We start from the raw sequence: 26,285 nt of genomic DNA on the forward strand, positions 1-26,285 counted from the left end.
ACCTCGCTCACGACGCTGTTCTGCCAGCGGCAGAGCACCGGCCGAACCGGGCTCAACGATCACTACAGTCCAGTCTCATGACGACGATCACGACGCGTACGGTCGAGTACCCGGCCGACGGTTTGACGATGATCGGGCACCTCGCGCTCCCGGCCGGTATCGACCGCCGGCCGGGGGTCCTGGTGGGCCCCGAGGGGATGGGGCTCAGCGACGTTGAACGCCGCCGGGCCGATGCTCTCGCCGAGCTGGGGTATGTAGCGCTGGCCTTCGACCTTCACGGCGGGCGCTATTTGGGCGACCCCGAGGAGATGCTGGCCCGTTGCCTGCCGCTGCTCGCTGATCCCGACCGGATGCGGGGCATCGGCCGTGCGGCGCTCGACGTGTTGCGCACCGAACCGCGGACCGACCCCGACCGGATCGCCACCATCGGTTACGGCACCGGGGGCGCCATCGGGCTGGAACTCGGGCGTGATGGCGTCAGCCTGCGCGTGATCGGGACAGTCAACGCACTGACCACGGGCCGACCGGGCGAGGCGGCGCGCATCCGCTGCCCGGTGTGGGCCGGGATCGGGTCGGAGGATCCAATCATGCCGCCCGCGCAGCGGAACGCGTTCACCGCTGAGATGCAGGCCGCGGATGTCGACTGGCGCCTCGTTGTCTACGGCGGCGCCTTGCACGCCTTCCACCACCCGCCGGTCGACCACCCCACAGTCCCGGGCGTCGGCTACCACCCACGGCACGCGCAGCGCGCCTGGCGCGACGTCGTCGACCTGCTCGCCGAGTGCTTGCCCGTGACGGAGGACCTGGAGGCATGACCCAGGTAAGCATGCCGGCGCCGGGCCTGGTCCGCGTCGGGCACTGACCGTCCCCTTCGCGTCGTTATCCGCGTACGGCCTCCCGGTGCCGGTGCTCTACGGACGCCCTGCACGGGGCGCCGGGAAGCGGCGTTTTCGGTGGGCTCTGCCAGTGTGTGCGTCGTGGATGAACTGGTGGAGTGACTGCCCCGTTTAGGGATCATCGATTCCCTCGGGGGCGGCGTGATCTGACAGACGACGAGTGGGCGCGGATCGCGCCGTATCTGCCGAAGTCCGGTCGCTGGGGCGGGCGATGGACCGACCACAGGACGGTGATCAACGGGATCTGTTCCGGGTGCACGAGCTCGTAAAGGCTGTCCCGCAATCGGTGGTAGCGCTGTGTAGCGATCATCGGAGGAGGATGCGGTGGCGGAGCAGGGGGAACTCAGCTCGGTCGTGCATCTGCCCCTGCACCCGCAACCGGCCTGCACAAACTGCCTGCCCTGATCGAGCGGGTTTCCGCTGCGGGGCTTCCGGTCGAGTTGGATGGCAGCGGCACCCCGCGGCCGCTGCCGCCGGGTGCGGGCCTCGTCGCCTACCGAGTGGTGCAGGACGCCTTGACGAACGTTCTGCGACATGGTGTGGACGCGGCCACCGCCGTGACGATCCACTGGGTGACGAACTCGTGATCACGGTCAGCGACAACGGCCCGGGCACGGAGGACAAGTGGGGTCGGGGCTGCTCGTGCTGCGGGAGCGGCTGGCGCTATACGGCGGAGCGTTCGATGCGGGGCCGCGCGCGGAAGGCGGATGGCGGTTGAGAGCGGTTCTGTCGGCATGAAGATCGTCAGCGCCGGTGATCAGGCGCTGGTCCGTGGCGGGTTCCGGCTGATTCTGCGGGAGGTGGGAATCGACGTCGTGGCGGAGGCGGCTGACGGAGCGGAGGCGGTCGTCGCCGCTGCTCAAGTACATCTCCCCCGATCAGTTGGTGGCCTCGGTCCAACTCGTCCGCGCCGGAGACGCGCTGCTGACCCCGTCGATCACCCGGCGCCCGCCGGCCGCCCCTCGGCTTGACCGATCGAGGTTGCGGGCGATCAGGTGCTTGTAGCAGCGGCGTATCCGGGCGGACCAGCCGGGCTCCCAGCTCGTGATCACGTCTACGACCGTGTCCGGGGCCCAGAGGCTTACGGCGCAGAGTCCTTCACGTTCTTGGCGAGGGCGTACGCCTCGGTCGGGGAGGTGCTGGACGGCGGGTGGTCCTCGCTGGTGGGCATACCGTTGGCGTCCAGCCCGATGACGTCGTTGTAGGGGCTGACCGTCGCGCACTTCTTGGTGTCGCCGGTCTGCTGGTGTGAGCCGTTCAGAGCCACCTGGGTGTCGACGTGCGTCGGAGTCGGCTTGCCGCCGGGGAAGGTGTCGCCGGTCGTCCAATCGGTGCCGATGAGCAGCACGATCTGGGAACCGGTGCCCTGCTCGACCGCTTTGGACGGGAGGCCGAGCGCCTGGGCGACCGTCTGGGCCTGCTCCTTTCGCCCGGCCGGGTAGGTCAGCGAGGTGGCGGTGGACGAGGTCCCGTTTCCCGAGTCGGTCTCCTTGCTGAAGCCTTGGTCGATCAGCGCCTGGGCGATCGCAGCCCCCCGGCGGTTCACCCCGGTGCCGTTCTCGACGTGGACGGCGACCGAGGCGGCGGAGAGCGGGCTGGCGGACGCCGAGGGGGAGCCCGTCTTGCTGGTGGACGCGGTGAGCGACTGGTCGTCCGCGATGGTCTTGAACATCTCCTTGGCGCCCGGGCCGATCAGCGTCTCGGATCCGCCTCCCGGCAGGTCGACGTCCTGGGTCTGCATGGTGGCCCATGTGATCCGGCTGGCGGGCACCTTGTTGAGGTCGAGGGCCAGGTCGATGAGCTTGTTGGCAGAGTCCAGGCTGTTGTCGACGGTCAGCGCCTTGGTTGCGGCATTGGCTATGCCCCACATCTTTGACGGGCTGCTCAGCGTGCCCTTGCTCTCCATCTGGTTGAGGAGGGCGTTGAGGAAGATGTGCTGGGCGTCGGTCCGGCCGCGGCTGTCGCTGGAGTCACCGAAGCCGTGACGGGTCCGCACGAACTCCAGCGCGGCATTGCCCTTCAGCGTGTGCCACCCCTCCTTCAGCTTCAGGTGGCTGTAGGGGTCGTAGACGTTCTTGCTGACGCAGACGCGCGTCCCGCCGACCGCGTTGGACATCGCCACCACGCCGGCGAAGTCGATCAACATGAAGTGGTCGATGGGTATCCCGGTGAGCTGGTGCACCGCGACGACGCTGCAGCCGGGGCCGCCGTTCAGCGCCGAGTTGATCTGCGCGCGGGTCTGCGCCGGCATATTCGGGTGGCCCGGGTCGTGGCAGCCGCTCCAGTCGGTTCGCAGGTCGCGGGGGATGCTCATCACCGTGGCATTGGACCGGTCGGCCGATATGTGGACGATCATCTCCACGTCCGCGCGGGCGCCGCCGGCTGTTCCGCAGGCGCCCCCGAGCTTGCAGTCCGCCGCGCTGCCACGGGCGTCGGATCCGATGACCAGGATGTTGATCGGGCTGCGTCCGAACGCGTCGACCTTCTCGTGTCCGGCGCCGTCCTTGCCGTTGGCGGACAGATCGTCGGACTTGATGTTGCTGTTCAGCTTCCAGTACGCGTACGTGGCAGTGCCGACGCCGAGCACCAGCACGAACCCCAGCAACAGCCCGACGATCCTGAGCGCGCGCCTTCTGTCAGGCTTCTTGCTGGCTCTGCGCATGGCAGCCCTGCCACCGCCGGCCAACTCCGCCGGATCCGCCTTCTCGGCCCTGATCCGGCCGGTGGCATGCTTCCGCGATCTGAGGGGCTGCGTCATGAGAACTTCCTCGTACCTTCAGGCGGTGACGGCTAACGGAGCCAGCCGTAAGTGGGACTTGTGGACGGCAAGTTGGGTTGGTGCGGCTCGTTGCGAGGGACGCCTGACCGGGGAACCCTGTGGGCGTGGGCGTGGGCGCGGCCAGACAGCAGTCGCTGAACGCCGAGGTGATCTGCCCGCCGTGATCGTGCCACCCCGCGGCACGGCTTTGCTGCAGGCGTTACTGCCACTGTGAGCTGGTTGCGATGGCCCGCAGTTGGGCGAGTGTCAGGATCGGCGTAGAACGGGTTGAGGGGGCGTTCTGGCTTGGTGCCCCCCACTGCATGAGGGTGACGTAGAGCCCGTCAGGACGCAGGAGGTTCACCGTCTCGTGCCCGGGGCCCGCTCCGGGTGGTGCCTGCCGGGACTGGATCAGGGTTCCGTCGGCCAGGGGTGTCGTGCCGGCGAAGACGTGGCTGCGGATCGCGGTGGTGGAGGTCTGCCGGGAGACGTGCACTTCGAGCAGTGACTTGCCGTGGCCGTCGTCCACCCACAGCTGTCCGGGCCGCCGGCCGCCGGGTGGGCTCGAGGGGGTCAGGCCCATCGGCAACAGGGCGGTCAGGGTGGCAATGGCGCGGTCGGCGGGCAGCGTGCCGGTGAAGGTCGGCTTCGGGGTGGCGGATGCGGTGGCCGAGCCGGTTGTGGCCGAGGACGCCGGACCGCTCGTGTGGTGGGTTGTTCGTCCGTCGGGCAGCAGTCCGGGAACGGCCGCTGCGCCGAGCCCGACGAGCGCGAGTACGGCTGCTCCGCTCACGCCGATGGCCGTGGCGCGGCGCCGCCGCCTGCGCCGGCCATTGAGGACACCGGCCTGCACAAGTGACGGGGTGTTGGGCGGCTCGAAGGTCAGGAGGGTGCTGCGGAGGGCTTCGGCGAAGTCTTCTTCGATGGACATGGCGGGTCACCGCGTTTCAGGGTCGGTGCAGAGGGCAAGGTAGGTGCCGCGGCACCTCGGTCAGGGGCTGACGAGCTCGGACAGGTCGTGGCCCAGAAGGTCCCGGATCCGAGTGAGCGCGCGCATGCTCTGGTTGCGTACCGCGCCAGGCCGGACCTGAAGGATCGCGGCGGTCTGCTCGACGCTCCGGTCCTCCCAGTAGCGCAAGAGCAGCACGGCTCGGTCCCGGGCGGAGAGCCGGCCGAGAGCGTCGAGCAATGTGACCCGCAGGGTTGCGTCGTGCTCGGTGACGGCATCGGAGTCCGAAAGGGTGCCGACGGGTTGCTCAGAGCTGCTGCGCCGGCGGCGGTAGGACAGGTAGGTCCGTACGAGGACGGTGTGGGTGTAGGCCGCCGGGTCGTCTATCTGCCCGATCTTGCGCCAGGTGGCATACATTCTGCCCAGCGTGTCCTGCACCAGGTCCTCTGCGAGGTGCACATCACCGCTGGTGAGGACACATGCAGAGCGGAACAGAGGTGCGGATCGCGCAGCGGCGAACGCCATGAATTCCTCTTCGTACCGGCGCTTCATCCCAGATCCTGTTCGTCGTCCACACTCTGAAGACGCTGTGGCAGCAGGGTTACGTCCCACCCGGAGAAGCAGAAATCTGGACGCCTCAGGCGACCCTCCCCTCGGCGACGTTGGCGTGGGCCTGAGCAGTCAGGGTCTGCTGAAGTGAAGGCCGCGGATCATGGACACGGTCACCGCCGGGCTGGAGGACCAGCAGAAGAGGGCCCCTTCCAGGCTGGACCCCATCGTGTCCTCCACATCACCGTCCCACTACAAGGAGCTGCTCAGCACGGGCAAGCCCTGTCCACTGCACCGCATCGTGGTGGTGAAGCTCAGCCGTTGCAACGACGTCGACAAGGCCAGGGCCCGCCTCCGACAGGCAGAGACGATCCAGCCGCCCGCAGACGTCACCCACACCGTCGTCGCCCTCGCCGACGCCTGCAAGACCGAGCACCCCGCCCTAGCCCTGTCCCGTAAATGATCTCCGAGTCGTCGCATGACGTACCACTCACAGGCGTGCCTCTATCCGGTGAGGGCCAGGTAGGCGTGCGATGCCGAGCATGGCGTGGCGGACACCATCGCCTTTCAGGCGGCAGTCGCGAAGGATCTTCCAGGTCTTCATGCGGGCGAAGGCGTACGCGGCCGAGAATGGATGCCGGAACATGCCGTTCACGTCGGACACCCAGGCGGCTACGGTTGATAGGGCGGTCCTCGATGAGCGTAGCCGGTCCGTCGATCACGTTGACGGTATGAGGCGATTATGGGGGAGAGATGGGTTATGCCGTTGTGGCGTTGACAGCCTTGGTGGCAATTCTGGCCGTCCCGATGACCGTGCTTGTACGCCGAGAACGCCGACGAATACCGCTCAGTCCCGAAGCACATCGGATCGAAGCGGCTGCTACTCGCGGGCTTCGCGATGCACGCCGCCAGGCTCATGCCTATCAACATTTCGCCGATGCCAACGGCGTCAGCGCCCTACGGGACCGTGACTCGCGGTCACAGTGACCGCCGCGAGCTTTCGGTCGGCAGATGACAAGGTGGTGAGGGAGCCCGGGCGCATCCGCTCCAGGGCTTCGTTGACCTTGTCCTCGACCGTCATGGGCCACAGGCCATGGGCGGGGCCGGTGATCAGCAGGCCGACGCCCACCATCAACGCTGCCTGAGAGATGGTCAGCGCGCTGATCCACCGAGCGGACCAGCCGATTCCGCGTGGCACCGTGGACCGACTGCTCCCGCCGCCGCCCGGGCCGTCCCCAGGTCTGTCTCCGGGCGACTCGGCAGGTCTCTCCGTTACAACCGTCGGCATCCGTACTCCCGTGATCAACGTTCTGCGGCGATGTCGGACCGGAGATCGTCCTCTCCGGTTCACCGCCGTATGCCCGCTGAGATGACAAGCAGACAGGCGACGTCAACGTCTGCCTCTTCCGCAGAAGGAGACGGAGTGGCCGAAGCGTGTGCCGCCGTCGACCGCCCCGGCGCGCCGACGGGGGCCTGGTTCACAGGCCCCCCGGCATCGGCCGACGTGAGCACTGCGCGGCACCGCATCCCGGGGGAGCCCACCCGAAGGGCGGAGCCCGGGAAGGGAGAATGTCGCGGGCATGACTTTGCCTGAGAACATGGACGGCAGCGGTGTCACGACGCTGGGCGCGCGGCCGTTCGCCGAAGTCGAACGTGCACTTGACGAGCTCGCGGTCGACGGTGCGGAGCGCTCGTCGCAGTTCTTCATCGGGGCGACTGCGGTGTACGAGTGGGCGCTCGGACCTATCGAGAACCACCCGGTAACCGGCCGAGGCGGCCGTGGCACCTTGGATCTGCCTCGGCTGATGTCCGAGTTGGACGCGGCCGCTGTCCTGCTCGAAATCCCTGATGACCAGCCCGGCAGCCTTGACTTCCTGCGTGGGGTTCGCACGGCTCTGGCGTGGGTGTGCGGTGATGATCAAGCCTCTGTGGCCGCCAGGGCATCACGCCATGACCTCATGTGAGCTCGCCGATTGCGGATCAAGCCGCTGACCCTCGGGGGTATGCAGGACGCGAGGGGTCCCACGATTCCCAGGGTCATCTCACAAGTGTTGGCACCGGCTACGAGGAGGGTCCACAGTCGGGAGGGGAGACAGGAGAACGCCGTGATCGTCCTCGCTACCCTTCTGCTCGTCATCGGGATGATCTTGCTTATCCTCGGGACGATTTTGGTCGCTCTCGGAGCTTTTCTGATTGCTGCCGGGATGCTGTTGATCCTCATGGGGATGGTCTTGATCGCAGCAGGTGTGTACCTGCTCATCCGGAGAGCCCTGAGCGAGTACGCGGTCCTGCTGAGTGCGGTCCGCCAGTGGGCCTGACCTACCAACGCTCTCGTAACTCACCCACAAAGCCATCCCCATTTCGTTCTACTTCCATCCTTATCGTCTTATTCGACTTACAATGAGGCTCAACTGATCCGCCCTGGTCTGGCGACCCTTCGGGCTGGTGCTGGATGGACGATCATCGCCCGCCGGGCGACGTCCGTCACGGCTGCACCCGGAACCAGTCACCACCGGACAGGGGGTGCACAGGCATGACGGCCCCCATAGAAGCCACCGGCTCAGCCGCCGAGGCGCAGCCAGAGTCCGTGCTGCTCGGGATGGGCGAGGGGATCGAGGGCCGGTCGCTCGGGCAGATCGCATGGATGCGGTTCAAGCGTGACAAGGTCGCGGTCGCGGGCGGCATCGTCGTTCTCTGCCTGATCGTGCTGGCAGCCTTCGCCAAGGTCATCGAATCCGTCTTCAAGCTTGATCCGAACGCCTTCCACCAGAATCTGATCGACCCGGTGCTGCTCAGGCCCGAGGGGTCCTGGGGCGGGATCAGCTGGGACCACCCCCTCGGCGTCGAGCCGCAGTTCGGCCGCGACCTGCTCGCGCGGATCATCGAAGGTGCGTGGGTATCGCTGGCTGTTGCATTCGGGGCGACTGTGCTGTCGGTGGCCCTCGGCACGGTGCTGGGCGTGGCCGCCGGCTATTACGGGGGCTGGGTCGACACCGTGATCAGCCGCCTCATGGACATCTTCCTGGCCTTCCCGCTGCTGCTCTTCGCGATCGCGCTGTCCGCCTCGCTTCAGGGCGGTGCCTTCGGACTGCACGGGCTGGCGCTCCACATCAGCGTGCTGATCTTCGTGATCGGCTTCTTCAGCTGGCCCTACATGGGCCGCATCATTCGCGGCCAGACGCTTTCGCTGCGCGAGCGCGAGTTCGTCGACGCGGCGCGCACCCTCGGCGCCAGGGGGCCGCACATCCTGTTCAAACAGCTGCTGCCGAATCTCGTGGCACCGATCATCGTGTACTCGACGCTGCTGATCCCGACGAACATCCTCTTCGAGGCCGGTCTGAGCTTCCTCGGCGTCGGCATCCAGCCGCCGCAGGCGTCCTGGGGCGGCATGCTCAACCAGGCCATCAGCCTCTACCAGGCGGATCCGTGGTTCATGCTGGTCCCGGGTCTGGCGATCTTCATCACTGTTCTGGCATTCAACCTGCTCGGCGACGGACTCCGGGACGCCCTGGACCCACGGAGCAAGTGATGGGCGTACCGATTCCCGTCTCAGGCGAGGGGAGCTCGTCATGAGGACATCAAGGTCCACAGCCGTTCTTGCGGGAGCCGCACTCGGGGCGCTGGTCGTGTCAGGGTGCGGCGGTGGCAATGGCGGTGGCGGATCGGCGGAGAAAGCCCCCGCCTACAACGCCGGCATCACCAGCGTGGTCAATCCCTCCGACCACAAGGGCGGGACAGTGGTGTACCAGCTGTCGAGCACACCGGACTCGATGGACCCCGGCAATACCTACTACGCCTTCATGTGGAACTTCTCGCGGGTCTATGCGCGGGCGCTGACCACCTACCAGCCGGCACCTGGCAAGGCCGGCCTGAAGCTCGTGCCGGACCTCGCAGCAGAGCTCGGCAAGCCCAGTGACAACGGCAAGACCTGGACGTACCACATCCGTCCGGGGCTGAAGTTCTCCGACGGCACACCTATCACGACCAAGGACGTCAAGTACGCCATCGAGCGCAGCAACTACGCGCCCGAGGTGTTGTCCAACGGACCCACGTACTTCAACGCGTATTTGGTGGACAACACCCCAAAGTACCAGGGGCCGTACAAGGACAAGACCGGCGACCTCAAGTCCATCGAGACGCCTGACGACACAACCATCGTCTTCCACCTCAACCAGCCTTTCGCGGACTTCGACTACCTGCTCAGCAATCCGCAGACGGCGCCGGTCCCAAAGGCGAAGGACACCGGTTCGAACTACGTGAGGAACGTGATCTCGTCCGGCTCGTACATGTTCCAGAGCTACCAGGACGGCAAGGGCGCCACGCTGGTGAAGAACCCGTATTGGAGTGCGTCCTCCGACCCGATCCGCAAGCAGCTCCCGGACAAGATCACCGTCCAGTTCAACGTCGCCCAGACCACGGTCGACCAGAACCTGATCGCCGGTAACGCGACGATGGACGTCGCAGGCGCGGGGATCGCGGCTCAGAGCCAGGCCGCCGCCCTGAGCGCCCCGGCCCAGAAGCGACACATCGACGACGCGCAGAGCGGCGCGCTCGCCTACGTGGCGATCTCCACGACCGTGAAGCCGTTCGACAATGTGCACTGCCGCAAGGCGGTGGAGTACGCGGTCGACAAGGTCTCCGCGCAGACCGCGACCGGCGGCGACGTCCACGGTGACATCGCCACGACGATCCTGCCGCCCACGGTGTCCGGCCACGCCACGTACGACCTGTACAAGACCCCTGGCTACAAGGGAGCGAACTCGCCGGAGGGCCTCGCCGCGGCCAAGAATGAGCTCAGCCAGTGCGGCCACCCGGGCGGCTTCTCCACCAACCTCTCCGCCCGGTCCGACCGGCCCAACGAGATCGCGATCGCCCAGGCCGTCCAGGCGTCGCTGAAGAAGGTCGGAATCAACGTCGGCATCCAGCAGTACCCGTCGGGCAAGTACTTCACCGACAACGCCGGCGCACCCGCCTTCGTCCACTCGCATGGTCTCGGTCTGATGATGACGGCGTGGGCCGCCGACTGGCCGACCGGCTACGGCTTCCTCCAGCAGATCATCGACGGCACGGCCATCAAGGCCTCGGGCAACAGCAACCTGTCCGAGCTGAACGATCCCGCCATCAACAAGATGCTCGACGACGCCATCGGCAACACCGACAGCACGGCCCGCACCAAGGCGTGGGGTGACATCGACAAGGCCGCGATGGGGCAGGCACCTCTGGTGCCTCTGCTGTACCGCAAGGACCCGCTGTACCGCCCCGACCATGCGACCAACGTGTTCGTCACCGAGGCCTACGGCATGTACGACTACCTGAACGTCGGCGTCAAGTAGGCCGTGCCGGACACGCGGACCGTACCGGAACGGACGAGGCGAGGAGGTGAAGGGCGAGGCGCCCACCGACCGGGCCGAGGTCCGGTCGGCCGGGGTCCCGCCGCCCGACAGTGGGTGCCTACATCATCCGGCGCGTAGCGGCGGCGGTGATCCTGCTGTTCGTCGTGACGGCCATCACTTTCGCGATCTTCTTCCTGGTGCCCCGGCTGGCCGGCGAGACCAGCACCCAGCTGGCGGCCCAGTACGTCGGCCGTGATCCGAGTCCCGAGGCGGTGGCCGCCGTCCAGAAGAACCTGGGATTCGACCAGCCGCTGTATACGCAGTACTGGCAGTTCGCACACGGGATCTTCGCCGGCCGCACGTTCCATTTCGGGCCGGATGCCTCTTACTGTCAGGTGCCGTGCTTCGGTTACTCGTTCAAGAGCCACCTGCCGGTCTGGCCGCAGATCACCGAACGCATCCCCGTGACGCTGTCACTGGCGGTGGGGGCGGCGATCATCTGGCTGGTCAGCGGTGTGTCGATCGGCGTGCTGTCGGCGCTCAAGCGCGGCTCCATCTTCGACCGGCTCTCCATGGGCGTCGCGCTGGCCGGCGTCTCGCTGCCGATCTTCTTCACCGCGCTGGTTTCGCTCGCACTGTTCAGCTACAAGTGGCCGGTCTTCCCGAACCTGCAGTACGTGCCCTTCACCTCGGACCCGCTGATGTGGGCGAAGAATCTCGTACTCCCCTGGGTCACCCTCGCCTTCTTGTACTCGGCGCTGTACGCCCGGCTCACCCGGGCAGGCATGCTGGAGACGATGAGCGAGGACTACATCCGCACCGCACGGGCCAAGGGCCTCAGCGAAGGGACGGTGGTCGTCAGGCACGGTCTACGCTCCGCCCTCACCCCGATCATCACGATCTTCGGCCTCGACATCGGTCTTCTGCTCGGCGGCGCCGTACTGACCGAGACCGCCTTCTCGCTGCCCGGAGTCGGGCAGTACGCGGTGCAGGCGATCACCGACAACGACCTGCCGAAGATCATGGCCGTGACCACGCTGGCCGCATTCTTCATCGTCGTGGCCAACCTCGTGGTGGATGTGCTGTACGTCGCCGTCGACCCCCGGGTGAGGTACTCATGAGCCGCAAACCACTCGAACAGCCGCCGGTGGGGGCGCCCATCGGCGGTGTGGAGGCGGGCCGCGGCGCGCCGCCCGGTACCGGCTTTCTCCAAATACGCGACCTGCGCATCCACTTCGACACCGATGACGGCCTGGTCAGGGCCGTGGACGGCATTTCCTTCGAGCTCGAGCGCGGCCGGACGCTGGGGATCGTCGGCGAGTCCGGGTCCGGTAAATCGGTGACCTCGCTGGGCATCATGGGCCTGCACCGCACTCTCAAGGCCAAGATCTCCGGCGAGATCTGGCTGGACGACGAAGAACTCATCTCCGCCCCTCCCGAACGCGTCCAGCACCTGCGGGGCCGCAAGATGGCGATGATCTTCCAGGACCCGCTGACCGCGATGCACCCCTTCTACACAATCGGTGCCCAGATCACCGAGGCCTACCGGGTGCACCACCCGAAAGCGAGCCGTAAGGAGGCCCGCCTGCGGGCGGTGGAGATGCTCGAACGGGTGGGCATCCCGCAGCCCGCCACGCGTGTCAACGACTATCCGCACCAGTTCTCCGGCGGTATGCGCCAACGCGCCATGATCGCCATGGCTCTGGTCAACGACCCCTCGCTGCTGATCGCGGACGAGCCGACGACAGCGCTCGACGTCACCGTCCAGGCGCAGATCCTGGACCTCATCCGCGAACTCCAGCAGGAGTTCGGTTCCGCCGTGATCATCATCACTCACGACCTGGGGGTAGTGGCCGAGTTGGCCGACGACATCCTGGTGATGTACGCCGGCAAGTGCGTGGAAAAGGGCGAGGCCAAGCAGCTGTTCACAGCTCCTGAGCATCCGTACACCTGGGGCCTGCTGGGCTCCATGCCGCGCATGGACCGCGAAATGCAGGCGCGGCTGATCCCGATCGCCGGAAACCCGCCGAGCCTGATCAGACTGCCGCGGGGGTGCGCGTTCCACCCGCGCTGCCCCTTTGCCGACCGCAATGGTGACAGGTCCCGCACAGAGGTCCCCGAGCTGACCGACGCGTCAGGCACCGGCCATCTCGTGGCCTGCCATCTGCTGCCCGAGGAACGGCGCCGGATCTTCGCCGAGGAAGTGGCGCCCCGGCTGTGAGGCCGGACGAAGGCTGCGAGGCCGGACGAAGGAGGTGGAGGATTCATGGGACTCACGCAGACCACCGATCACGAGCCCTTGCTGAACGTCCAGGGTCTCGTGAAGCACTTTCCCATCACCCAGGGCCTGCTGCGCCGTCAGGTCGGCGCGGTGCGGGCGGTGGACGGCATCGACTTCAGCGTGCTGCCCGGCGAGACGCTGGGCGTTGTCGGCGAGTCGGGCTGCGGCAAGACCACGACCGGGCGGCTGATCATCCGGCTCCTCGAGCCCACCGCAGGGAAGATCGAGTTCGAGGGGCACGACATCACGCACCTGTCGCCCGGCGCGATGCGGCCCCTGCGTAAAGACATCCAGATGATCTTCCAGGATCCGTACTCCTCCCTCAACCCCCGGCACACCGTCGGCACGATCGTAGGCGCCCCCTTCCGGCTGCAGAAGGTGGAGACCGAGCAGGTAGTGAAGCGCGCCGTCCAGGACCTGCTGGAACTGTGCGGGCTCAGCCCCGAGCACTACAACCGCTACCCGCACGAATTCTCCGGCGGCCAGCGGCAACGCATCGGCGTGGCCCGGGCGCTGGCGCTGCGGCCGAAGATGATCGTGGCGGACGAGCCGGTATCGGCGCTGGACGTCTCCATCCAGGCCCAGGTGGTCAATCTGCTGGACGATCTCCAGCAGGAGCTGGGCCTCACCTACATGATCATCGCGCACGACCTGTCGGTCATCCGGCACGTCTCCACGCGGGTGGCGGTGATGTACCTGGGAAAGGTGGTGGAGATCGGCGGCAAGGACTCGCTGTACAGCGGTCCCATGCACCCCTACACCGTGGCACTGATGTCCGCGGTCCCCGTCCCGAACCCCGAGCGCCGCACCAAACGCGAGCGGATCCTCCTCACGGGCGACGTACCCTCGCCCGTGAGCCCACCGCCCGCGTGCCGCTTCCACACCCGCTGCTGGAAGGCGCAGGACATCTGCAGGATGCAGGAACCGCCGCTGAGAGAGCTCAGGCGGGGACACCTGGTGGCCTGCCACTTCCCGGAGAACATGTCGGGCGATGCAGACTAGGGTCTGTCTTCGAAGATCATCGGGTGGTGGATCATGGTGGGGTGATACGTCGTCATGAACTCACCGATCAAGAGAGGGAGTTACTCGCTCCGCTGATACCGCAGGCCGCGACGGGCCGGCCGCGGGTGTCGGACCGGCAGGTCATCAACGGGAACAAGATAGGACCGGGATCTCCTGGCGTGACCTGCCGGAATGCCACGGCCCTTGGCAGACCGTCTGCACCCGCTTCCGTCGCTATGCGCTGGACGGCGTGTTCACGCAAGCGCTTCATAGTGACGGTGCCGGGCCACGGCCTGACGCCTTCGCCGCCATCGCGACCATCTCAGCGCATGGATGCGAAGGGGCGGGCGCGGCCGGTGCGCGGGGCCAGTTGCCAGGAGCCTGCGGACTTCTGCCACGGTGAGCGGAACCAGGGTGGAATTGTTTCTGCATCCCCCTTTGCCGCCGCCTGTGCCGCCGTGGCCGCGAGAAAGGCATGCGCGAGCAAGGCCAGGGTGATGTGCCTCATCCAGCCGACGTAGCGGCGGACTTCGTACTGGTCCAGGCCGCATTCGTTCTTCGCGGCCTGGAAGCATTCCTCGATCGCCCACCGTCGCCCGGCAACGCGCACGAGCCGGTCGACGCCGGTGCCCACCGGCGCGTATGCGAGGTAGTAGGCGATCTGATCGGGTCTGCTGATACTGCGCCGGGCCAGCGCCCAGCGGTGATGGGCGGGCCGCTCACCGTCGAAGTCCTCGATCACCGGGAGTCGGACGGCCGCCCAGTCATGGACGCGCGGGCCCTTGGCGCCGTCTCCGCACGAACGTTGCTCCTCGTCCGGTGCCTGGCTGAAGAGGTAGTCGATGCGGCCGAAGCGGGGCACCCGGCTGGGACTTCGGGACAGCGAGGACGTAGTCGACGGCCGCTTCTTCCAGCATCCGGCGAAAGCGCCACTCCTGGCCGTAGGCGGTATCCGCGGTCACCCAGGCGATCGGCAGCGGGGAGGCGAGTGCGCGCAGCACCATGGCCCTGGCCAGCTCTGGTTTGGTGGCGAAGCCTCTCGTCGGGGATCTTGGCGGTGCGGCAGCGGTCGCGGTCGTCCGTCCAGGACTTGGGCAGATACAGCTCGCGGTCCACCAGGGCGCGTGCGCGGGTGGTGGCATAGGCGGCGAAGACCCCGATCTGACAGTTCTCGGTGCGGCCGGGGGCTTGTTTCTGAATAACTGTCAGGGTTGATCTTCCGGACGGTCCTCGTCGGGCAAGCGAACTCGTAGCTGTTCGAGGCTCCGGGCAGGCGACCCAGGCAGGGGTGTAACGGCGATGCGATGCAGGTCCAGGAGCCTGTGCCCGTCCTGGAACTGGTTGGAGAGGTTGGTGCGGGTAACGCCCAGCAGCTGGGCCAGGAGGGTGCTGGTGATCGCCCTGCGTCGGCGTAAGAGCGCCGCCAGGAGGCGGTGGTAGTGGTCCAGGCTGCTGGTCTGCGGGCGGAGGTAGCTGCGCGGACGGTGGAAGCGTCGCTGGAAGGCCGCTTCGGCCAGGGCGTCCCAGTACGGCTCCGAGACTGCCACCAGGCGTTGGAAGTCGGACCGCGGCATGCCGGTCAGGGCCGGATTGCTGAGCATCGTGGTCAGGTCGGGGTCGATCCGCCGAGCGGTCGCCGGCGTCTGTGGCGTTCGAGGCGGGACTGGCGCCAGGGTGTAATTCCAGTCGCCGTGGAACGCGTCGGACGTGACCGGCAGAGCCCGGAACTCGGCAGCACTCACCGTTGAACCCAGGCAGTAGCTACCAGTGTCCAGCTCGGCGCCGATGGTCAGCCCGGTCCGGGTGGTCGTCGCAGCGATCGTCTCGATGACGGCCTCGTAGCTGGTCAGCGGCCGGCCGCGCCAGTTCGCGGTGATGTGGCAGAACATCCGGTGTTCAATCTTGTTCCACTTCGACGTGCCTGGTGGGAAGTGGCAGACCGTGATCTCCAGGCCGCTCTCCAGAGCGAAGGCGGCCAGGTGCTTCTTCCAGGTCCAGCGGGAAGCGACCGAACCGGACCAGCTGTTGCGGGTGGCGATCGCAGTCCGAACCGGCTCGGATGTCCTTGGCTACATCTGGGCCGCGGTTACCGGGCCGCTCGACGAGGCGGGTACGGCTCGGCTGCGCGAATTCGCGCCGATGGCCGCGCTGCAGATGGTCGGCCTGCGAACCGAGACCAGCTATGCCCGTCAGCAGCGCGGCGAGTTGGCCGCAGCCGTCCTCGGAGGGTCGGCTGATCGAGTAGAGGCGAGCCGGCTGCAATTGGGCTCTGGCCCGGTCTGTGTACTGGCTGCGGCCCCTCGCTTGGTCGGGACCACGAATGCCGACGCAGCGACCGCCGCAATAACCGTTGAAGAGCTACGTCGGTTTGCTAACACTTTGGAGTACGTTCTAGCGGCCGTGCACCCTCGTTCTGCCTCGGTGGCGGGCACCGGCGCGGTGTACGTTCTGGTTGGCCGGCCTCCGGAACACACCGCAGCACTGGAGTCCACCGCCAACCTGGCACGTGACTTTCTCGGGCGGACCCCACTAGCCAGTGAATACGTGGTCGTCGCTGGCGGCCCGGCCGACTCGCTGGGCCGGTTCGCCGAAGTGCGGGCGCAGGCAGACGCCGCACTGCGGGCGCTACGGCACCCGACCTTCCACGGGCCGGCTGTGCGCACCGTGGAAGAGATGGCGCTGCCGGTGTTGTTGCTGCATCTCGCGGACGTTACTGAGTCGCTCGGCCTGACGGACACCAGCGGCGCTCTGCACCGGCTGCGCCAGGAGGACGGCCGGGACGGCCTACTGACCGTAGCCCTGGCCGCCTATCTTGCCGCCGCGGGAGCCACGGACAACGCGGCGGCAGCCCTGCACATCCACCCCAACACGATGCGCTATCGGCTGCGCCGGATCCGCGAGGTCTCCGGACTGGATTTCACTGACGCCGACGCTATGCTGCTCGCGCACCTCCTGCTCCGGGTGCGCGAGCTGCGGATGGGGATTGCCTAATTGCTCACGCTATGAGCTCGTAACACGATCACGATCTGGGCTTCTCAAGGCGTGTCCACGCACACGCGGGTCGTTGGCGGTGCGCGCGCCCCGAAGGCGCGATGTCCTTCGGAGCGCGCGGCAGGGGTTCGGGTTCAGGCGTTGTAGCCGCCGTGGGCCTCCAGCACTGCGCCCGTGACGTACGACGCGGCGGGGCTCGCCAGGAAGGCGATCGCCGCGGCGATTTCGTCGGGGTGCCCCATGCGTTGCAGGGACAGCGAGCTGACCAGGGCCTTGAGGGTCGCGGGGTCAGGCGGTTGCATGCCGCCCTCCATCAGTCCGGCCTCCACGACGTTGGCCGTGATGGTCCGGGGCCCGAGGTCGCGTGCGACGCCCATGGTGTACCGCTCGATCCCGGACTTGGTCGCCGAGTAGTCGGCAAGGCCGGGGGCGCCGACCCGGGAGCCTAGTCCGGAACTCACTGTGATGATGCGGCCGCCCGCGCGCAGCACTCGGGAGGCGGCCCGGATGACGGCGATCACGCCGAGGTAGTTGGTGGCGTGCATCCGGTCCAGTGCGGCGGTGTCGGCATCCGGATCGTCCACCGTGCCAGCCACGGAGATCGCCGCGTTGTTGATGAGGATGTCCAGGCCGCCGAAGTGGGCGACCACATCGTCGATCAGCGCTGGCGCCCGGCTCGTGTCCGCCTGGTCGGACTTGAAGGCGACGGCCTTGGCTCCCTTGCCGTGCACCTCGTCGACGACGGCCTGCGCCTGTTTCTCGGAGCTGACGTAGGTGAAGGCGACGTCGGCGCCCTGCTCGGCCAGCAGGCGTACGGTCGCGGCTCCCAGTCCGCGCGATCCCCCGGTGACCAGGGCGACTTTGCCCGTGAGTGGCTTGCTCATTCTTCTCACCTCGTTGATTGACCTTTCCCGGTAGTCGCAACGTTAATTGTTACGACAGGCTGTTGCAACCTTCACTGTTACGACTGCCGTATGATGAAGTTTTGCGGCCGAGAGGAGGAGTCCATGAGCGCCAACAGCAGGCTGACCATCGCCGCCCACGCGCTGGCCTGGATCGGCCTCTACCAGCGCCAGGGTCATGAGGTCGCCACCTCCGAGCAGATCGCGACCAGCGCGAACACCAACCCAGTGGTGATCAGACGGCTGCTCGGCGAGCTGCGCAGGGCCGGGCTCGTGGAGTCCCGGCGGGGCGTGGGCGCGGGCTGGTCGCTGGCACGCGAGCTGGAGTCGATGACCCTGCTCGACGTGTACGAGGCAGTGGAACCCGGCCCGCTGTTCGCAATGCACCGCACCACCCCGGACCAGGGATGCGTGGTGGGGCACGGCATCCAGCCGGCGATGCAGAGCATCTACGAGGGCATCGAGGAGACCCTGAGACACGAGCTGGCCCGCGTCACGCTCGCGGACGTACTCCGGGACGTACTCGCGGCACCTCGCTAGCCTCCTCGTTACGCCCTGACATCACCAAGACGCCCATCCATGCCCAGGCCGGCGAACAGCCTGGCAAACAGTCACGCCGAAGACGGTTGCGGCATCAGACCGTGTCCTACGAGCTCGTAACTTGATCTTGTTGTAGTGCCCTGGTCCGGCGTGACCGATGTGACGATTCCGCCGTTCGGGAGGATGTGAGCACCCGGCCATGGATCGTGGACGACGACTTGTGGGCGCTGATCGAGCCGCTGCTGCCGCCCTGGCCAGAGAAGTCACTGGGCCCACGGCCGGTACCGGACCGGCTGTGTCTGCAGGGCATCCTGTACATCCTCTACAACGACATAGCCTGGCAACTCCTGCCGCTTGAGCTGGGATTCGGCTCGGGACAGACCTGCTGGCGGCGCCTGGACCGCTGGCAGCAGGCCGGAGTCTTCGACCAACTGCACCGAGGAGACCGCCGTCGCGTATCGGAAGAGCCCGATCGTGGTCCAGGGCCGGAGCAGCGGCGAACTGCACGCCGGCGACTTCCTCCCCGCAGCCGGCCTGGAGCTGCGCGCAGCACTCGCCGAAACCCACGAGCACGTGCTGCTCACCGTGATCGTCAACGGCCCCGCACCGACACCGGTGGACGGCATGACGGCACGACAACTGCTGATCAGTGGGACCGCAAAGGCCCCAATCGGCTACGACGCCGTGTTCCAGGACCCCGACGGCCTGGCGGCCGCCCGCTACGGCCTGTCGGACGGCGGTCGGATCATGGTCCGCCCGGACAGCTACGTCGCCGCGATCGCCCCGCTGGACGAGGACGCGCCCCTGCACAGGTACCAAGCGCTGCTGCAGGGATAGCACCACTCCCGGGGCGGGCGCTCCGACCGCCCGGCTGGCCCGCCCCGCCATGTGGCTGGGCGGTCGGCGTCACGCGTGCCGGCTCAGTGCCCGCAGCGCCAGTCGACCGCACAGCGCGGCGAGCGGCAGCTCGGCGCCGATCGCCATGGCGACCGCGGTGGCGAAGTCGCCGCCCGGGGCCGCGGTCGTGGTGTCGAACCAGGCATCCACCACAAGCAGCGTCGCGGTCGCGGCGGCTGCCAGGGCGTGCCGCCGGTCGCCGCGGGCGGCGAGGAGGCCGGTGGCGATCAGGCCGAGCGCCTCCAGCGCGTCGAGCCCGACCCAGGCGACCGGCCAGTGCGCCGCGGTCGCGGTGGCCGGCAGGCCGATGGCCAGCACGTACAGCCACGGCAGCAGGGCGAGACCGCAGGCGACCAGCAGCCACCCGGCCCGCCGCATGCCCCGCGCGCGGCGCGGCTCCTCCGCCTCTTCGTTCAGCGGGATGACATCGGCGCGGTCGAAGCCCCCCGCACCGGCCAATCCGTCGTTGCACAACACCCGTTGACACATCGTCTTCCCCCGCTCCCCACCGGCTCTCCCCTTCACGTGCTCCACCTTCCGCCGCACACGGGGGCGCCGTCAGTCACGCAGGGTTCCGACCCGGGGTGGAGAAAAGTGCACCCCCGAACCGGGCGGAAGCATCATGGCGCGGGGATGGCCTGCGGCTTTACCGTTCGACGCATGCAACTCACGACATGGCTGCAGCTGGTGCTGGGCCGGCCGTTCCGCAGGGCGGGGCACCGGACCGCGCTCATCGCCGCCGGCCTGCCGCTCCACCTCGCCGTGGTGCCACTGTGGCTCTGGTTGCTCGGCACGCTGGCGGCGTTGGTGCCGGCCGTGACTCCGCTGCCCGTGCTGCTCACGCTCGTGGTGACACCCCTGCTGACCGTCGGGCAGCGGCGGCGCTACCGGGCGCTCGTCGGCAAGGACCTCCCGCGCCCCGCCGTACCCGCGCCAGGACGCAACTGGAAGTCGGCGGTGCGCCGGCTGACCGGCCGGGCCTTGTGGCGGCAGGCCTGCTACCACGCCGTGGCGGGTCCGCTGCTCGCCGTCCTCGACCTCGCCGTCCTCGCCGTCTGGGCCGCCGCTCTCGTGGCCGCCTCCATCTACGTGTGGATCTGGGCGCTGCCCCCGCAGTGGCGGGTCACCGACCTCGGATACAGCACGCAGGCCGCGTACATCACCGCCGGCGGCCTCGCCCTGCTGATCCTCGGGCCCCGGCTGACCGGCGCTCTGTTGCGTCTGGAGACCCGGGCGGCCGAAGTCCTGCTCGGCCCCAGCCACACGGAGAGGCTGGCCCGCCGGGTCGCCGACCTCGCCGAGAGCCGGGCCGGTGTGCTCGACGCCGCCGACGCCGAGCGGCGGCGGATCGAACGCGACCTGCACGACGGCGCACAGCAGCGCCTCGTCTCACTCGCCGTCAACCTGGGACTGGCCAGGTCCACTCTCGGCGACCTGCCGGAGGATGCCCGCAAGGTGATCAACGAGGCGCACCGCGAGGCGAAGGATGCGATCACCGAGCTGAACAACCTGGTGCGCGGCCTGCATCCGGCCGTCCTTGAGGACCGCGGCCTCGACGCCGCGCTGTCCGGGGTCGCCGCCCGCCTCCCGATCCCGGTGCGCGTGGCGGTGGACCTGCCGCAGCGCCCCTCACCCACGGTCGAGGCCGTCGCGTACTTCGTGATCTCCGAAGCCCTGACGAACGTGGTCAAACACGCCCAGGCAACCCGGGCGGACGTGACCGTGGAGCGGATCGGGGAGACACTGATGGTGGTCGTCGCGGACGACGGAGCGGGCGGCGCGGACCTCGCGGCGGCCGGCGGCACCGGGCTCGCCGGGCTCGCCAAGCGCGTCGCGTCCGTCGACGGCACCTTCTCCTGCCGCAGCCCCGCCGGGGGCCCGACCGTCATCACCGTGGAGCTGCCGTGCGCGCCGTGATCGCCGAGGACTCCCTCTTGCTGCGCATCGGCGTGATCAAGGTGCTGGAGGCGGCCGGCTTCGAGATGTGCGCGCAAGTCGCCGACGCATAACAGGTCTTCCTCACTCCGAGCCGTAGTACAGCTGGAGGAACTCCTCCATCGCCGCGTCGACGCCGGCACGGTCACCGGTGGCGAGCAGGTCCAGCAGCAGACCGCGGACGGTGGCGAGTCCCAGCCTGGCCCGGTTCCGGGCCAGGGCAGGGTCCGCCCCCGCCCCGACCTCGGCGGCCACGAGCGGCTCCAGCCAGTCCGTCACGAGCCCTTCGAGGACCGGGGCGGCCTCGGGGCGGCCGCGCAGCGCGTGCCCGCAGATTTCGAAGAAGAGCCGCTCCTGACCGGCCAGCTGAGGGGCCGTGAGCTGCCGCCACAGCAGGCGCGCGACATCGGCGGGCGAGCAACCGGGCTCCAGGCGGAGCCGGGACAGCGCGTCGCGCTGGCGTCGCTCCGACGTCCGGACGATCTCGACGAGCAGCTGTTCCTTGGAGCCGAAGTAGTGGATCAGCATGCGGTGGCTGACGCCGATCGCGGCGCCCAGCCTGCGCAGGCTCAGGTCCGCGATGCCGTGTGCCGCGACGTGGTCGACAGCTGCCTCCACCAGTTGTGCGCGCCGATCCCCGTGCGCGCCTTGCTCGGCCTCGCCCTCGGGATGCGGGTCATCGATGGTCACCACGTCACGACTGTACCAATCGGTACATGGCGCATGTACCGTGTGGTACATGAAGTCTGTCACCGTGTCGATCGACGTACCTCAGACTCCCGAGCAGGTCTACGGCTTCCTCGACGTCATGGCGAACCACGAGCGGTTCACCGACCACTACCTGACCAACTGGCGCTACACCGGCCCCGCCAGGGGCATCGGATCGTGCGCCACAGTCACCGCCGCGCTGGGCGGCACGAAGACCGACGTCACCATCGATGTCGTCGAGGCCGAGGCCCCTCAGCGCATCGTCGAACGCAACGTCAGCGCGGCCGGCCGGCGGCAGGGCCGCGGCACCTACACCATCGAACCGCTGCCCACCGGCGGGGCCCGCGTCTCGTTCACGTACACGTGGGTACGCGCCCCGCTCGCCGACCGGCTGCTGGCCCCCGTCGTACGGGCCACGATGCGGCACGCCAACCGCACGGTCATGCGACGCCTGGCCACCGAGTTGGCTCGCCACGTGTCCGCCGCCGAATCCTGACGGCGACGGGTGCCGCCCCTTCTCCCCGGCGCAGGCCCGACACCCACCAGGGGCCCTGCCCTCGGGCACGGACTCCTCTAGCCGGCGCTGCGTCCCAACCAAGTGCACACGCCTGTTCTTGGCGCAGGCCGCGCACTACCGGCCTCCCCGCCCCGAGGAGACACCCCACCAGTACGCCGAAGACCCGAGCCAAGGGCAGAACGAATTCGGCAGAAGCTGCGCACAGACACCTCATGAGACATAACCCGGTCTGGAGAACGACGGCTACCGCGCCCTCCTGTTCACCAGCCCCGTACGGCTCCAGTCCCGCCGGGGCAGCCTGATCCAGGTCCGTTTCCCGGAGCTGGTGCATGCGGCCCGCGCCCCTTCCCGCCGGTCTGGTCCTCGATGGCGAGCTGGTCGTGTGGGCGGGGGAGCGGATGTCGTTCGAGGCGTTGCAGCAGCGCGCGGCCGCGGCCACCGCAACACCCCCGCCTCGAGGAGGAACTACCCCCCACCTGATCGTCTTCGACGCCTTGCACGTCGACGGCGAGGAGCTGCTGCTCCGTCGGTTCTCGCCGTTGCACCGGGCGATCCGCCGTGATCTGACGCCGGCAGAGCGGGCCGCGCACGCCCGTGGCGAGCGAGCGAGCGAGCGGGCGGCCGAGGCCGTGGGCGCCGCGGCCTCGGCCGCGGAAGTAGACCTCGCCCAGAGCCTGTGCAGCGATCTGGCGGAGGGATCCTCGGCGAGAGACCCGCCTCCTGGGCCTCAAAGAGTCGGGCAGCGTGCCCTGGCGGCAGCGCGAGAGGGAGGTGACGAACGCGGGCATCACGCCGCCGAGTATCGCGCCGCGGCACGCAGCCCCGGGGACGGAGCACGCACGCATGCTGCACAAGCAGGACGCCGGCTGCGAGTTCTTCGTCTCCCAGGTCTGCTACGACCTGGACCACACCCGCAACCTGCTCTCCGACTACACCCCGCGCCGGGTCAGGCTCCGTGTGGGCCCGGCTCACGAGGGCTTTGAGCGTGAGCCTGTCCGCTCACCAGCGCATGCCGAGTGCCTCCAACTCGGCGTGGCGTTCTGGCGTGAGCCGGGCGGCTCGGCGGCGGGTGTTATCCAGGAACGCCCCGAGTTTGTGTTCGATGCCGTCGACGGCCTCGACGTGTTTGCGCGGCACGTTCAGGTGGCCTTCGCGGGCGTGGTACTGGCGGGCCGCGGCGAGGTTGGCTGCCCAGCGTTGGTCCTGGCTGCGCCGTACCGGCTGCACCGTCTCCCCCTCGGCGAGCGGCTCGAGCCCGAGGACGCTCTCGAGTAGCCATTGCTGCGCGGGCAGGAGTCTGTCCCAGCCCGCGCGCTGCGCGCGTACCCACGCGCCGAGGTCCTCGCCCTGCACGATCACCTCGCCCCCGGCCTGCGGCAGCGTCCCGCCGGCCTTAACGTGCGCCTGCGCGAGCCGGAAGCACCTCTGCCACGAGATCTCCCATGCCGGGCACCACCCGGGGTCGATCTCGTCCAACGCCTCCATACGCCACTGTGACAGCTCCCCAGCCGCACTCACGCCTGTTTCCCCGGCCGTCCGGCGTTCGGCGTTCTGCCGTGTTCTGCGGGCCGCGTCCCGCTGATTCTTCGCCCACTTCCCGATCGGGTAGCCCTCCCAGACCGCCGTGGCCGGCGGGAGGAAGTGCCCGTGCACCATCGCGTAGGCGCGGGCCACGGCGAGGCCTTCCACCCACGCGGTCTCCCACACCGACCACACCATCCCCAACCCTTCCAGCTCGATGACGCGTTCGGCCTCCAGCGTCCCCGCCGCGTAGTACCGCCGCTGATCTGCCAACCACCGCCCCAGCGGATACCCACCGGCCGCGCCCCACGACTCAGGGGCCACGAACACGTACGGCACACGCAGCTCGCCCGCACCCATCTCCCACAACCACCGCGCGGCCGCCTCGATACCACGCCGCCAGTACACCCCTTCCGGATCAATGACCCGCAGCCGCACGAACGCCGCGAGGGCGGCCGGGTCGCGCTCCTCCGCGAACCGCACCAGCCCCACCGCACGCCCACTGACCAACCCGGCCTCCCCGACCCCCTCCCGCTCCTGGACCCGGTCCTCGTCCCCGCCGCCCCGGCCCTCGCCCTCGACGCCCCCCTCCTCGCCCTGCTCGGGCCGTAGCCGGCCGCTGCGCACCCGCGGATCGGCGAGCGCCTCGATCGTCTCCGTGTCGTGCGCCCGCAACGCCGTCAACACCTTCACCAGCGCCCCATACGCCCTGGAGGTCAGCATTTCGTCCGCATCCTCGTCCACCCCGAGGAATACCGGAACAATCAGCGTTGCCAGTTTCCCGTGCCCCGGATGCATACGCAGAGCACGCCCGACCATCTGCACGATATCGACCATCGACCCACGCACATCCGCGAAAAGCACCGCATCACACCCGGCCGTATCAACACCTTCCCCAAGCACCCGCACAGAACTCAACACCCGCAAAGCCGCCGGAACATCGACCCCCCCAGCCGCATACTTCCCGAGGAAATCCGAAGCGAATTCATCAAGCACCATCCGACGGTGCCCAGGCGCGTGTCCGCCGTACAGCCAGTCCCCCCACACCCGCTCCGCAGGCGGAAACACATCCGGCTCCCCGACGGCCAGCCGGGCCGCCGTCTCGACAACACCGACCGCCATCGCCTCCGCCTCACCCACCCGCGAATGAAACGACAACACCCGCCGAAACCGCTCCTCGACGGCCGCGCGCATCAGCCCAGCCTGAATGGCCGCCAGCCGCGCCCCGCGCACCGCATCCGACGCCGCATCCCCTTCAGCGAACAACGCCCACACACACGGGTCGCGGATGTCCAGGCACAGCACCTGATACGGCGCCACGATCCCCAACCGGATCGCCTCGGACAGCCTCAGCCTGTACGCCACCGGCCCGAACACCGGGGAGTCCTCGTCCATACTCGCCACCAACCGCGACGAACCCCCGCCATCGGCCTCCCACACCCGCGCCGTCGCCGTCATATACAACCGCCGCACCGCAGGAATCTGCTGCTGATCATGCACAGCCGCCCACGGCCGCCCAGCATCCCCACTGGTGCGGTGCGCCTCATCCACGACCATGAGGTCCCACACCGCCAAACCGCCGGCATGCGCCCGCTGCAGGATGCCCAGCCCCACGGACGCGTACGTCGCGAACACCGTGACCACGTCCAGATCCCGCGTCCACGCGACCAGCTCGCCCGGATCGGTCGTGCACGGCACCCCGTCGCTCTCCTCCGCCCGCAGCGAGCACACCCCGACCATCGCACCCCCACGACCGGCCCGCCGCCACGCTCCGGCCATCTGCGTCAGCAGGTCCAAAGTCGGCACCAACACCAGCACCCGGCGTGCCGCAAGCCGACGCGCGGACTCCACACCGATCAACGTCTTACCCGAACCTGTCGCGGCAATGACCTGCGCACGGAGTCCCTCGGGTGGCATATGGCCACCGGGCGGCGTGCCAAGAACTCTCAACACGCCGTCCACTGCTTCGGCCTGATGCGGACGCAACTCCATGACGCTCATCTCCTGCCGCTCATTTTCTAGACGCACAGACGGAAGCCGTATCGGAGGGAAGAACAAGCTGGACGGAGGGCCGCCACGGAGGGGCGGATCCGGGGGAGGGGCCACCCTGCCATTATCCCAGAACCAAGCCAGACCCAAAAATGACGCACCCCGGCGGACAGTGGGAGTTCCCTCGGAGGTGATCCCTCCTCGGCACGACCTCGAGCCGAGGAGGGATCAACCCAGTGGCGAACCGTCAGCCCGACGGCCTTCCCCACGGAGAGCCGGTACGGCCGACGACAGAGACACCACCTCCTGCAGCCAGCCCTGACGCACGCGGAGCGTGCGTCAGGTTCCGTACCGGACTGCGGAGCAGGCCGGCACGGAACAGGCCCGGCGACAGCCGGGCCAACGGGACCACGGAGTGGGCCCGTTCGGCGGACGGAGTCCGCCGCATCCCGCGCGGAGCGCGGGATCACCCGCCGCGTAGCGGCGGCGCGTCGTGTCTGCGGAGCAGACCGCGCGC

Annotated in this window: 26 protein-coding genes and 7 pseudogenes; 20 read left to right on the plus strand and 13 right to left on the minus strand. The window is 68.4% G+C overall.

What is annotated here, in order from left to right; genetic code table 11:
• Positions 1-77 precede the first annotated feature (77 nt).
• The 3 genes and pseudogenes from ACZ67Q_RS07460 to ACZ67Q_RS07470 form a co-directional block, all read left to right on the plus strand.
• A complete protein-coding gene (locus ACZ67Q_RS07460) occupies positions 78-815 on the plus strand; it encodes a dienelactone hydrolase family protein (protein WP_471177605.1) in 738 nt (245 codons plus the stop codon).
• A gap of 179 nt (positions 816-994) precedes the next feature.
• The gene (locus ACZ67Q_RS07465) at positions 995-1,165 is read left to right on the plus strand and encodes a transposase (protein ID WP_471177608.1); all 171 of its coding nucleotides are present in this window, start codon (positions 995-997) and stop codon (positions 1,163-1,165) included.
• Between the two features lie 438 nt (positions 1,166-1,603).
• Positions 1,604-1,844, plus strand: a pseudogene (locus ACZ67Q_RS07470) (helix-turn-helix domain-containing protein); the annotation flags it as partial.
• Here ACZ67Q_RS07470 and ACZ67Q_RS07475 read toward each other — a convergent pair.
• From ACZ67Q_RS07475 to ACZ67Q_RS07490, 4 genes are all read right to left on the minus strand, one after another.
• Positions 1,775-1,948 (minus strand): hypothetical protein, encoded by a 174-nt coding sequence (locus tag ACZ67Q_RS07475; protein ID WP_471177778.1) that lies wholly within the window; start codon positions 1,946-1,948, stop codon positions 1,775-1,777. The pseudogene ACZ67Q_RS07470 and the gene ACZ67Q_RS07475 sit on opposite strands and share 70 nt — an antisense overlap.
• A 29-nt stretch (positions 1,949-1,977) precedes the next feature.
• On the minus strand, positions 1,978-3,654 hold the full coding sequence (locus tag ACZ67Q_RS07480) for an LCP family protein (protein WP_471177611.1): 1,677 nt from the start codon (positions 3,652-3,654) through the stop codon (positions 1,978-1,980).
• 220 nt (positions 3,655-3,874) lie between these two features.
• The gene (locus tag ACZ67Q_RS07485; protein ID WP_471177613.1) at positions 3,875-4,585 is read right to left on the minus strand and encodes a hypothetical protein; all 711 of its coding nucleotides are present in this window, start codon (positions 4,583-4,585) and stop codon (positions 3,875-3,877) included.
• A gap of 60 nt (positions 4,586-4,645) precedes the next feature.
• Complete coding sequence (locus tag ACZ67Q_RS07490) at positions 4,646-5,155, minus strand: SigE family RNA polymerase sigma factor (RefSeq protein WP_471177615.1); 510 nt, start codon at positions 5,153-5,155, stop codon at positions 4,646-4,648.
• 160 nt (positions 5,156-5,315) lie between these two features.
• On the opposite strand from ACZ67Q_RS07490, the gene ACZ67Q_RS07495 reads away from it, so the two are divergent.
• On the plus strand, positions 5,316-5,615 hold the full coding sequence (locus ACZ67Q_RS07495) for a hypothetical protein (protein WP_471177618.1): 300 nt from the start codon (positions 5,316-5,318) through the stop codon (positions 5,613-5,615).
• A 27-nt stretch (positions 5,616-5,642) separates the two neighbouring features.
• On the opposite strand, the gene ACZ67Q_RS07500 is transcribed toward ACZ67Q_RS07495, so the two are convergent.
• Together ACZ67Q_RS07500 and ACZ67Q_RS07505 are read right to left on the minus strand one after the other, a co-directional pair.
• Entirely contained in the window at positions 5,643-5,816 is a 174-nt protein-coding gene (locus ACZ67Q_RS07500; RefSeq protein WP_471177780.1) for a hypothetical protein, read from the minus strand.
• A gap of 285 nt (positions 5,817-6,101) precedes the next feature.
• Positions 6,102-6,350: a hypothetical protein gene (locus ACZ67Q_RS07505; RefSeq protein ID WP_471177621.1), complete on the minus strand. Its 249-nt coding sequence runs from the start codon at positions 6,348-6,350 to the stop codon at positions 6,102-6,104.
• A 382-nt stretch (positions 6,351-6,732) separates the two neighbouring features.
• Between ACZ67Q_RS07505 and ACZ67Q_RS07510 the strand changes: the two genes are divergently transcribed.
• The 8 genes from ACZ67Q_RS07510 to ACZ67Q_RS07545 all read left to right on the plus strand — a co-directional run bounded on the left by ACZ67Q_RS07510 (position 6,733) and on the right by ACZ67Q_RS07545 (position 14,171).
• A complete protein-coding gene (locus ACZ67Q_RS07510; RefSeq protein ID WP_471177623.1) occupies positions 6,733-7,116 on the plus strand; it encodes a hypothetical protein in 384 nt (127 codons plus the stop codon).
• A 141-nt stretch (positions 7,117-7,257) separates the two neighbouring features.
• Positions 7,258-7,470 carry a hypothetical protein gene (locus ACZ67Q_RS07515; RefSeq protein ID WP_471177624.1) on the plus strand — a complete coding sequence of 71 codons (213 nt, stop codon included), beginning with the start codon at positions 7,258-7,260 and terminating at the stop codon, positions 7,468-7,470.
• 215 nt (positions 7,471-7,685) lie between these two features.
• A complete protein-coding gene (locus tag ACZ67Q_RS07520; RefSeq protein ID WP_471177627.1) occupies positions 7,686-8,681 on the plus strand; it encodes an ABC transporter permease in 996 nt (331 codons plus the stop codon).
• Between the two features lie 40 nt (positions 8,682-8,721).
• The gene (locus ACZ67Q_RS07525) at positions 8,722-10,485 is read left to right on the plus strand and encodes an ABC transporter substrate-binding protein (protein WP_471177630.1); all 1,764 of its coding nucleotides are present in this window, start codon (positions 8,722-8,724) and stop codon (positions 10,483-10,485) included.
• A 110-nt stretch (positions 10,486-10,595) separates the two neighbouring features.
• Positions 10,596-11,606, plus strand: coding sequence for an ABC transporter permease (locus tag ACZ67Q_RS07530; RefSeq protein WP_471177633.1), 1,011 nt, complete (start codon positions 10,596-10,598; stop codon positions 11,604-11,606).
• Positions 11,603-12,706, plus strand: a complete 1,104-nt coding sequence (locus ACZ67Q_RS07535; RefSeq protein WP_471177636.1) for an ABC transporter ATP-binding protein — start codon at positions 11,603-11,605, stop codon at positions 12,704-12,706. Before ACZ67Q_RS07530 ends, ACZ67Q_RS07535 begins: the two co-directional genes overlap by 4 nt.
• Positions 12,707-12,751: 45 nt before the next feature.
• Complete coding sequence (locus ACZ67Q_RS07540; RefSeq protein ID WP_471177638.1) at positions 12,752-13,768, plus strand: ABC transporter ATP-binding protein; 1,017 nt, start codon at positions 12,752-12,754, stop codon at positions 13,766-13,768.
• A 169-nt stretch (positions 13,769-13,937) separates the two neighbouring features.
• Positions 13,938-14,171, plus strand: coding sequence for a transposase (locus tag ACZ67Q_RS07545; RefSeq protein WP_471177763.1), 234 nt, complete (start codon positions 13,938-13,940; stop codon positions 14,169-14,171).
• Here ACZ67Q_RS07545 and ACZ67Q_RS07550 read toward each other — a convergent pair.
• Both ACZ67Q_RS07550 and ACZ67Q_RS07555 read right to left on the minus strand, forming a co-directional pair.
• Positions 14,091-14,953, minus strand: a pseudogene (locus ACZ67Q_RS07550) (IS701 family transposase); the annotation flags it as partial. The gene ACZ67Q_RS07545 and the pseudogene ACZ67Q_RS07550 sit on opposite strands and share 81 nt — an antisense overlap.
• Positions 14,954-15,807: pseudogene (locus ACZ67Q_RS07555) on the minus strand (ISAzo13-like element transposase-related protein); the annotation flags it as partial.
• Positions 15,808-16,441: 634 nt separating this feature from the next.
• Between ACZ67Q_RS07555 and ACZ67Q_RS07560 the strand changes: the two are divergent.
• Positions 16,442-16,759, plus strand: a complete 318-nt coding sequence (locus tag ACZ67Q_RS07560; RefSeq protein WP_471177766.1) for a helix-turn-helix domain-containing protein — start codon at positions 16,442-16,444, stop codon at positions 16,757-16,759.
• 134 nt (positions 16,760-16,893) lie between these two features.
• Here the strand turns inward: ACZ67Q_RS07560 and ACZ67Q_RS07565 are convergent, their stop codons facing one another.
• Positions 16,894-17,643, minus strand: a complete 750-nt coding sequence (locus tag ACZ67Q_RS07565) for an SDR family NAD(P)-dependent oxidoreductase (protein WP_471177641.1) — start codon at positions 17,641-17,643, stop codon at positions 16,894-16,896.
• Positions 17,644-17,766: 123 nt separating this feature from the next.
• Between ACZ67Q_RS07565 and ACZ67Q_RS07570 the strand changes: the two genes are divergently transcribed.
• From ACZ67Q_RS07570 to ACZ67Q_RS07580, 3 genes and pseudogenes are all read left to right on the plus strand, one after another.
• Positions 17,767-18,201, plus strand: coding sequence for an Rrf2 family transcriptional regulator (locus ACZ67Q_RS07570; protein ID WP_064073143.1), 435 nt, complete (start codon positions 17,767-17,769; stop codon positions 18,199-18,201).
• Positions 18,202-18,404: 203 nt separating this feature from the next.
• Positions 18,405-18,638: pseudogene (locus ACZ67Q_RS07575) on the plus strand (transposase); the annotation flags it as partial.
• A gap of 37 nt (positions 18,639-18,675) precedes the next feature.
• On the plus strand, positions 18,676-19,038 hold the full coding sequence (locus ACZ67Q_RS07580; RefSeq protein WP_471177644.1) for a hypothetical protein: 363 nt from the start codon (positions 18,676-18,678) through the stop codon (positions 19,036-19,038).
• 69 nt (positions 19,039-19,107) lie between these two features.
• On the opposite strand, the gene ACZ67Q_RS07585 is transcribed toward ACZ67Q_RS07580, so the two are convergent.
• Positions 19,108-19,623 (minus strand): hypothetical protein, encoded by a 516-nt coding sequence (locus tag ACZ67Q_RS07585; protein ID WP_471177646.1) that lies wholly within the window; start codon positions 19,621-19,623, stop codon positions 19,108-19,110.
• 135 nt (positions 19,624-19,758) lie between these two features.
• Between ACZ67Q_RS07585 and ACZ67Q_RS07590 the strand changes: the two genes are divergently transcribed.
• Both ACZ67Q_RS07590 and ACZ67Q_RS07595 read left to right on the plus strand, forming a co-directional pair.
• Positions 19,759-21,015, plus strand: coding sequence for a sensor histidine kinase (locus ACZ67Q_RS07590; protein WP_471177649.1), 1,257 nt, complete (start codon positions 19,759-19,761; stop codon positions 21,013-21,015).
• Positions 21,003-21,104: pseudogene (locus tag ACZ67Q_RS07595) on the plus strand (DNA-binding response regulator); the annotation flags it as partial. The gene ACZ67Q_RS07590 and the pseudogene ACZ67Q_RS07595, both read left to right, overlap by 13 nt.
• Positions 21,105-21,117: 13 nt before the next feature.
• On the opposite strand, the gene ACZ67Q_RS07600 reads toward ACZ67Q_RS07595, so the two are convergent.
• A complete protein-coding gene (locus ACZ67Q_RS07600; RefSeq protein WP_471177652.1) occupies positions 21,118-21,726 on the minus strand; it encodes a TetR/AcrR family transcriptional regulator in 609 nt (202 codons plus the stop codon).
• Positions 21,727-21,772: 46 nt separating this feature from the next.
• On the opposite strand from ACZ67Q_RS07600, the gene ACZ67Q_RS07605 reads away from it, so the two are divergent.
• Both ACZ67Q_RS07605 and ACZ67Q_RS07610 read left to right on the plus strand, forming a co-directional pair.
• Entirely contained in the window at positions 21,773-22,237 is a 465-nt protein-coding gene (locus ACZ67Q_RS07605; protein ID WP_471177655.1) for an SRPBCC family protein, read from the plus strand.
• 419 nt (positions 22,238-22,656) lie between these two features.
• Positions 22,657-22,752: pseudogene (locus ACZ67Q_RS07610) on the plus strand (hypothetical protein); the annotation flags it as partial.
• Positions 22,753-22,881: 129 nt separating this feature from the next.
• Here the strand turns inward: ACZ67Q_RS07610 and ACZ67Q_RS07615 are convergent.
• Both ACZ67Q_RS07615 and ACZ67Q_RS07620 read right to left on the minus strand, forming a co-directional pair.
• Positions 22,882-23,041: pseudogene (locus tag ACZ67Q_RS07615) on the minus strand (telomere-protecting terminal protein Tpg); the annotation flags it as partial.
• Positions 23,042-23,257: 216 nt separating this feature from the next.
• Positions 23,258-25,780, minus strand: coding sequence for a helicase associated domain-containing protein (locus ACZ67Q_RS07620; protein ID WP_471177658.1), 2,523 nt, complete (start codon positions 25,778-25,780; stop codon positions 23,258-23,260).
• Positions 25,781-26,285: the final 505 nt, after the last annotated feature.

The sequence above is a fragment of the Streptomyces sp. NPDC036813 genome (assembly GCF_055609245.1).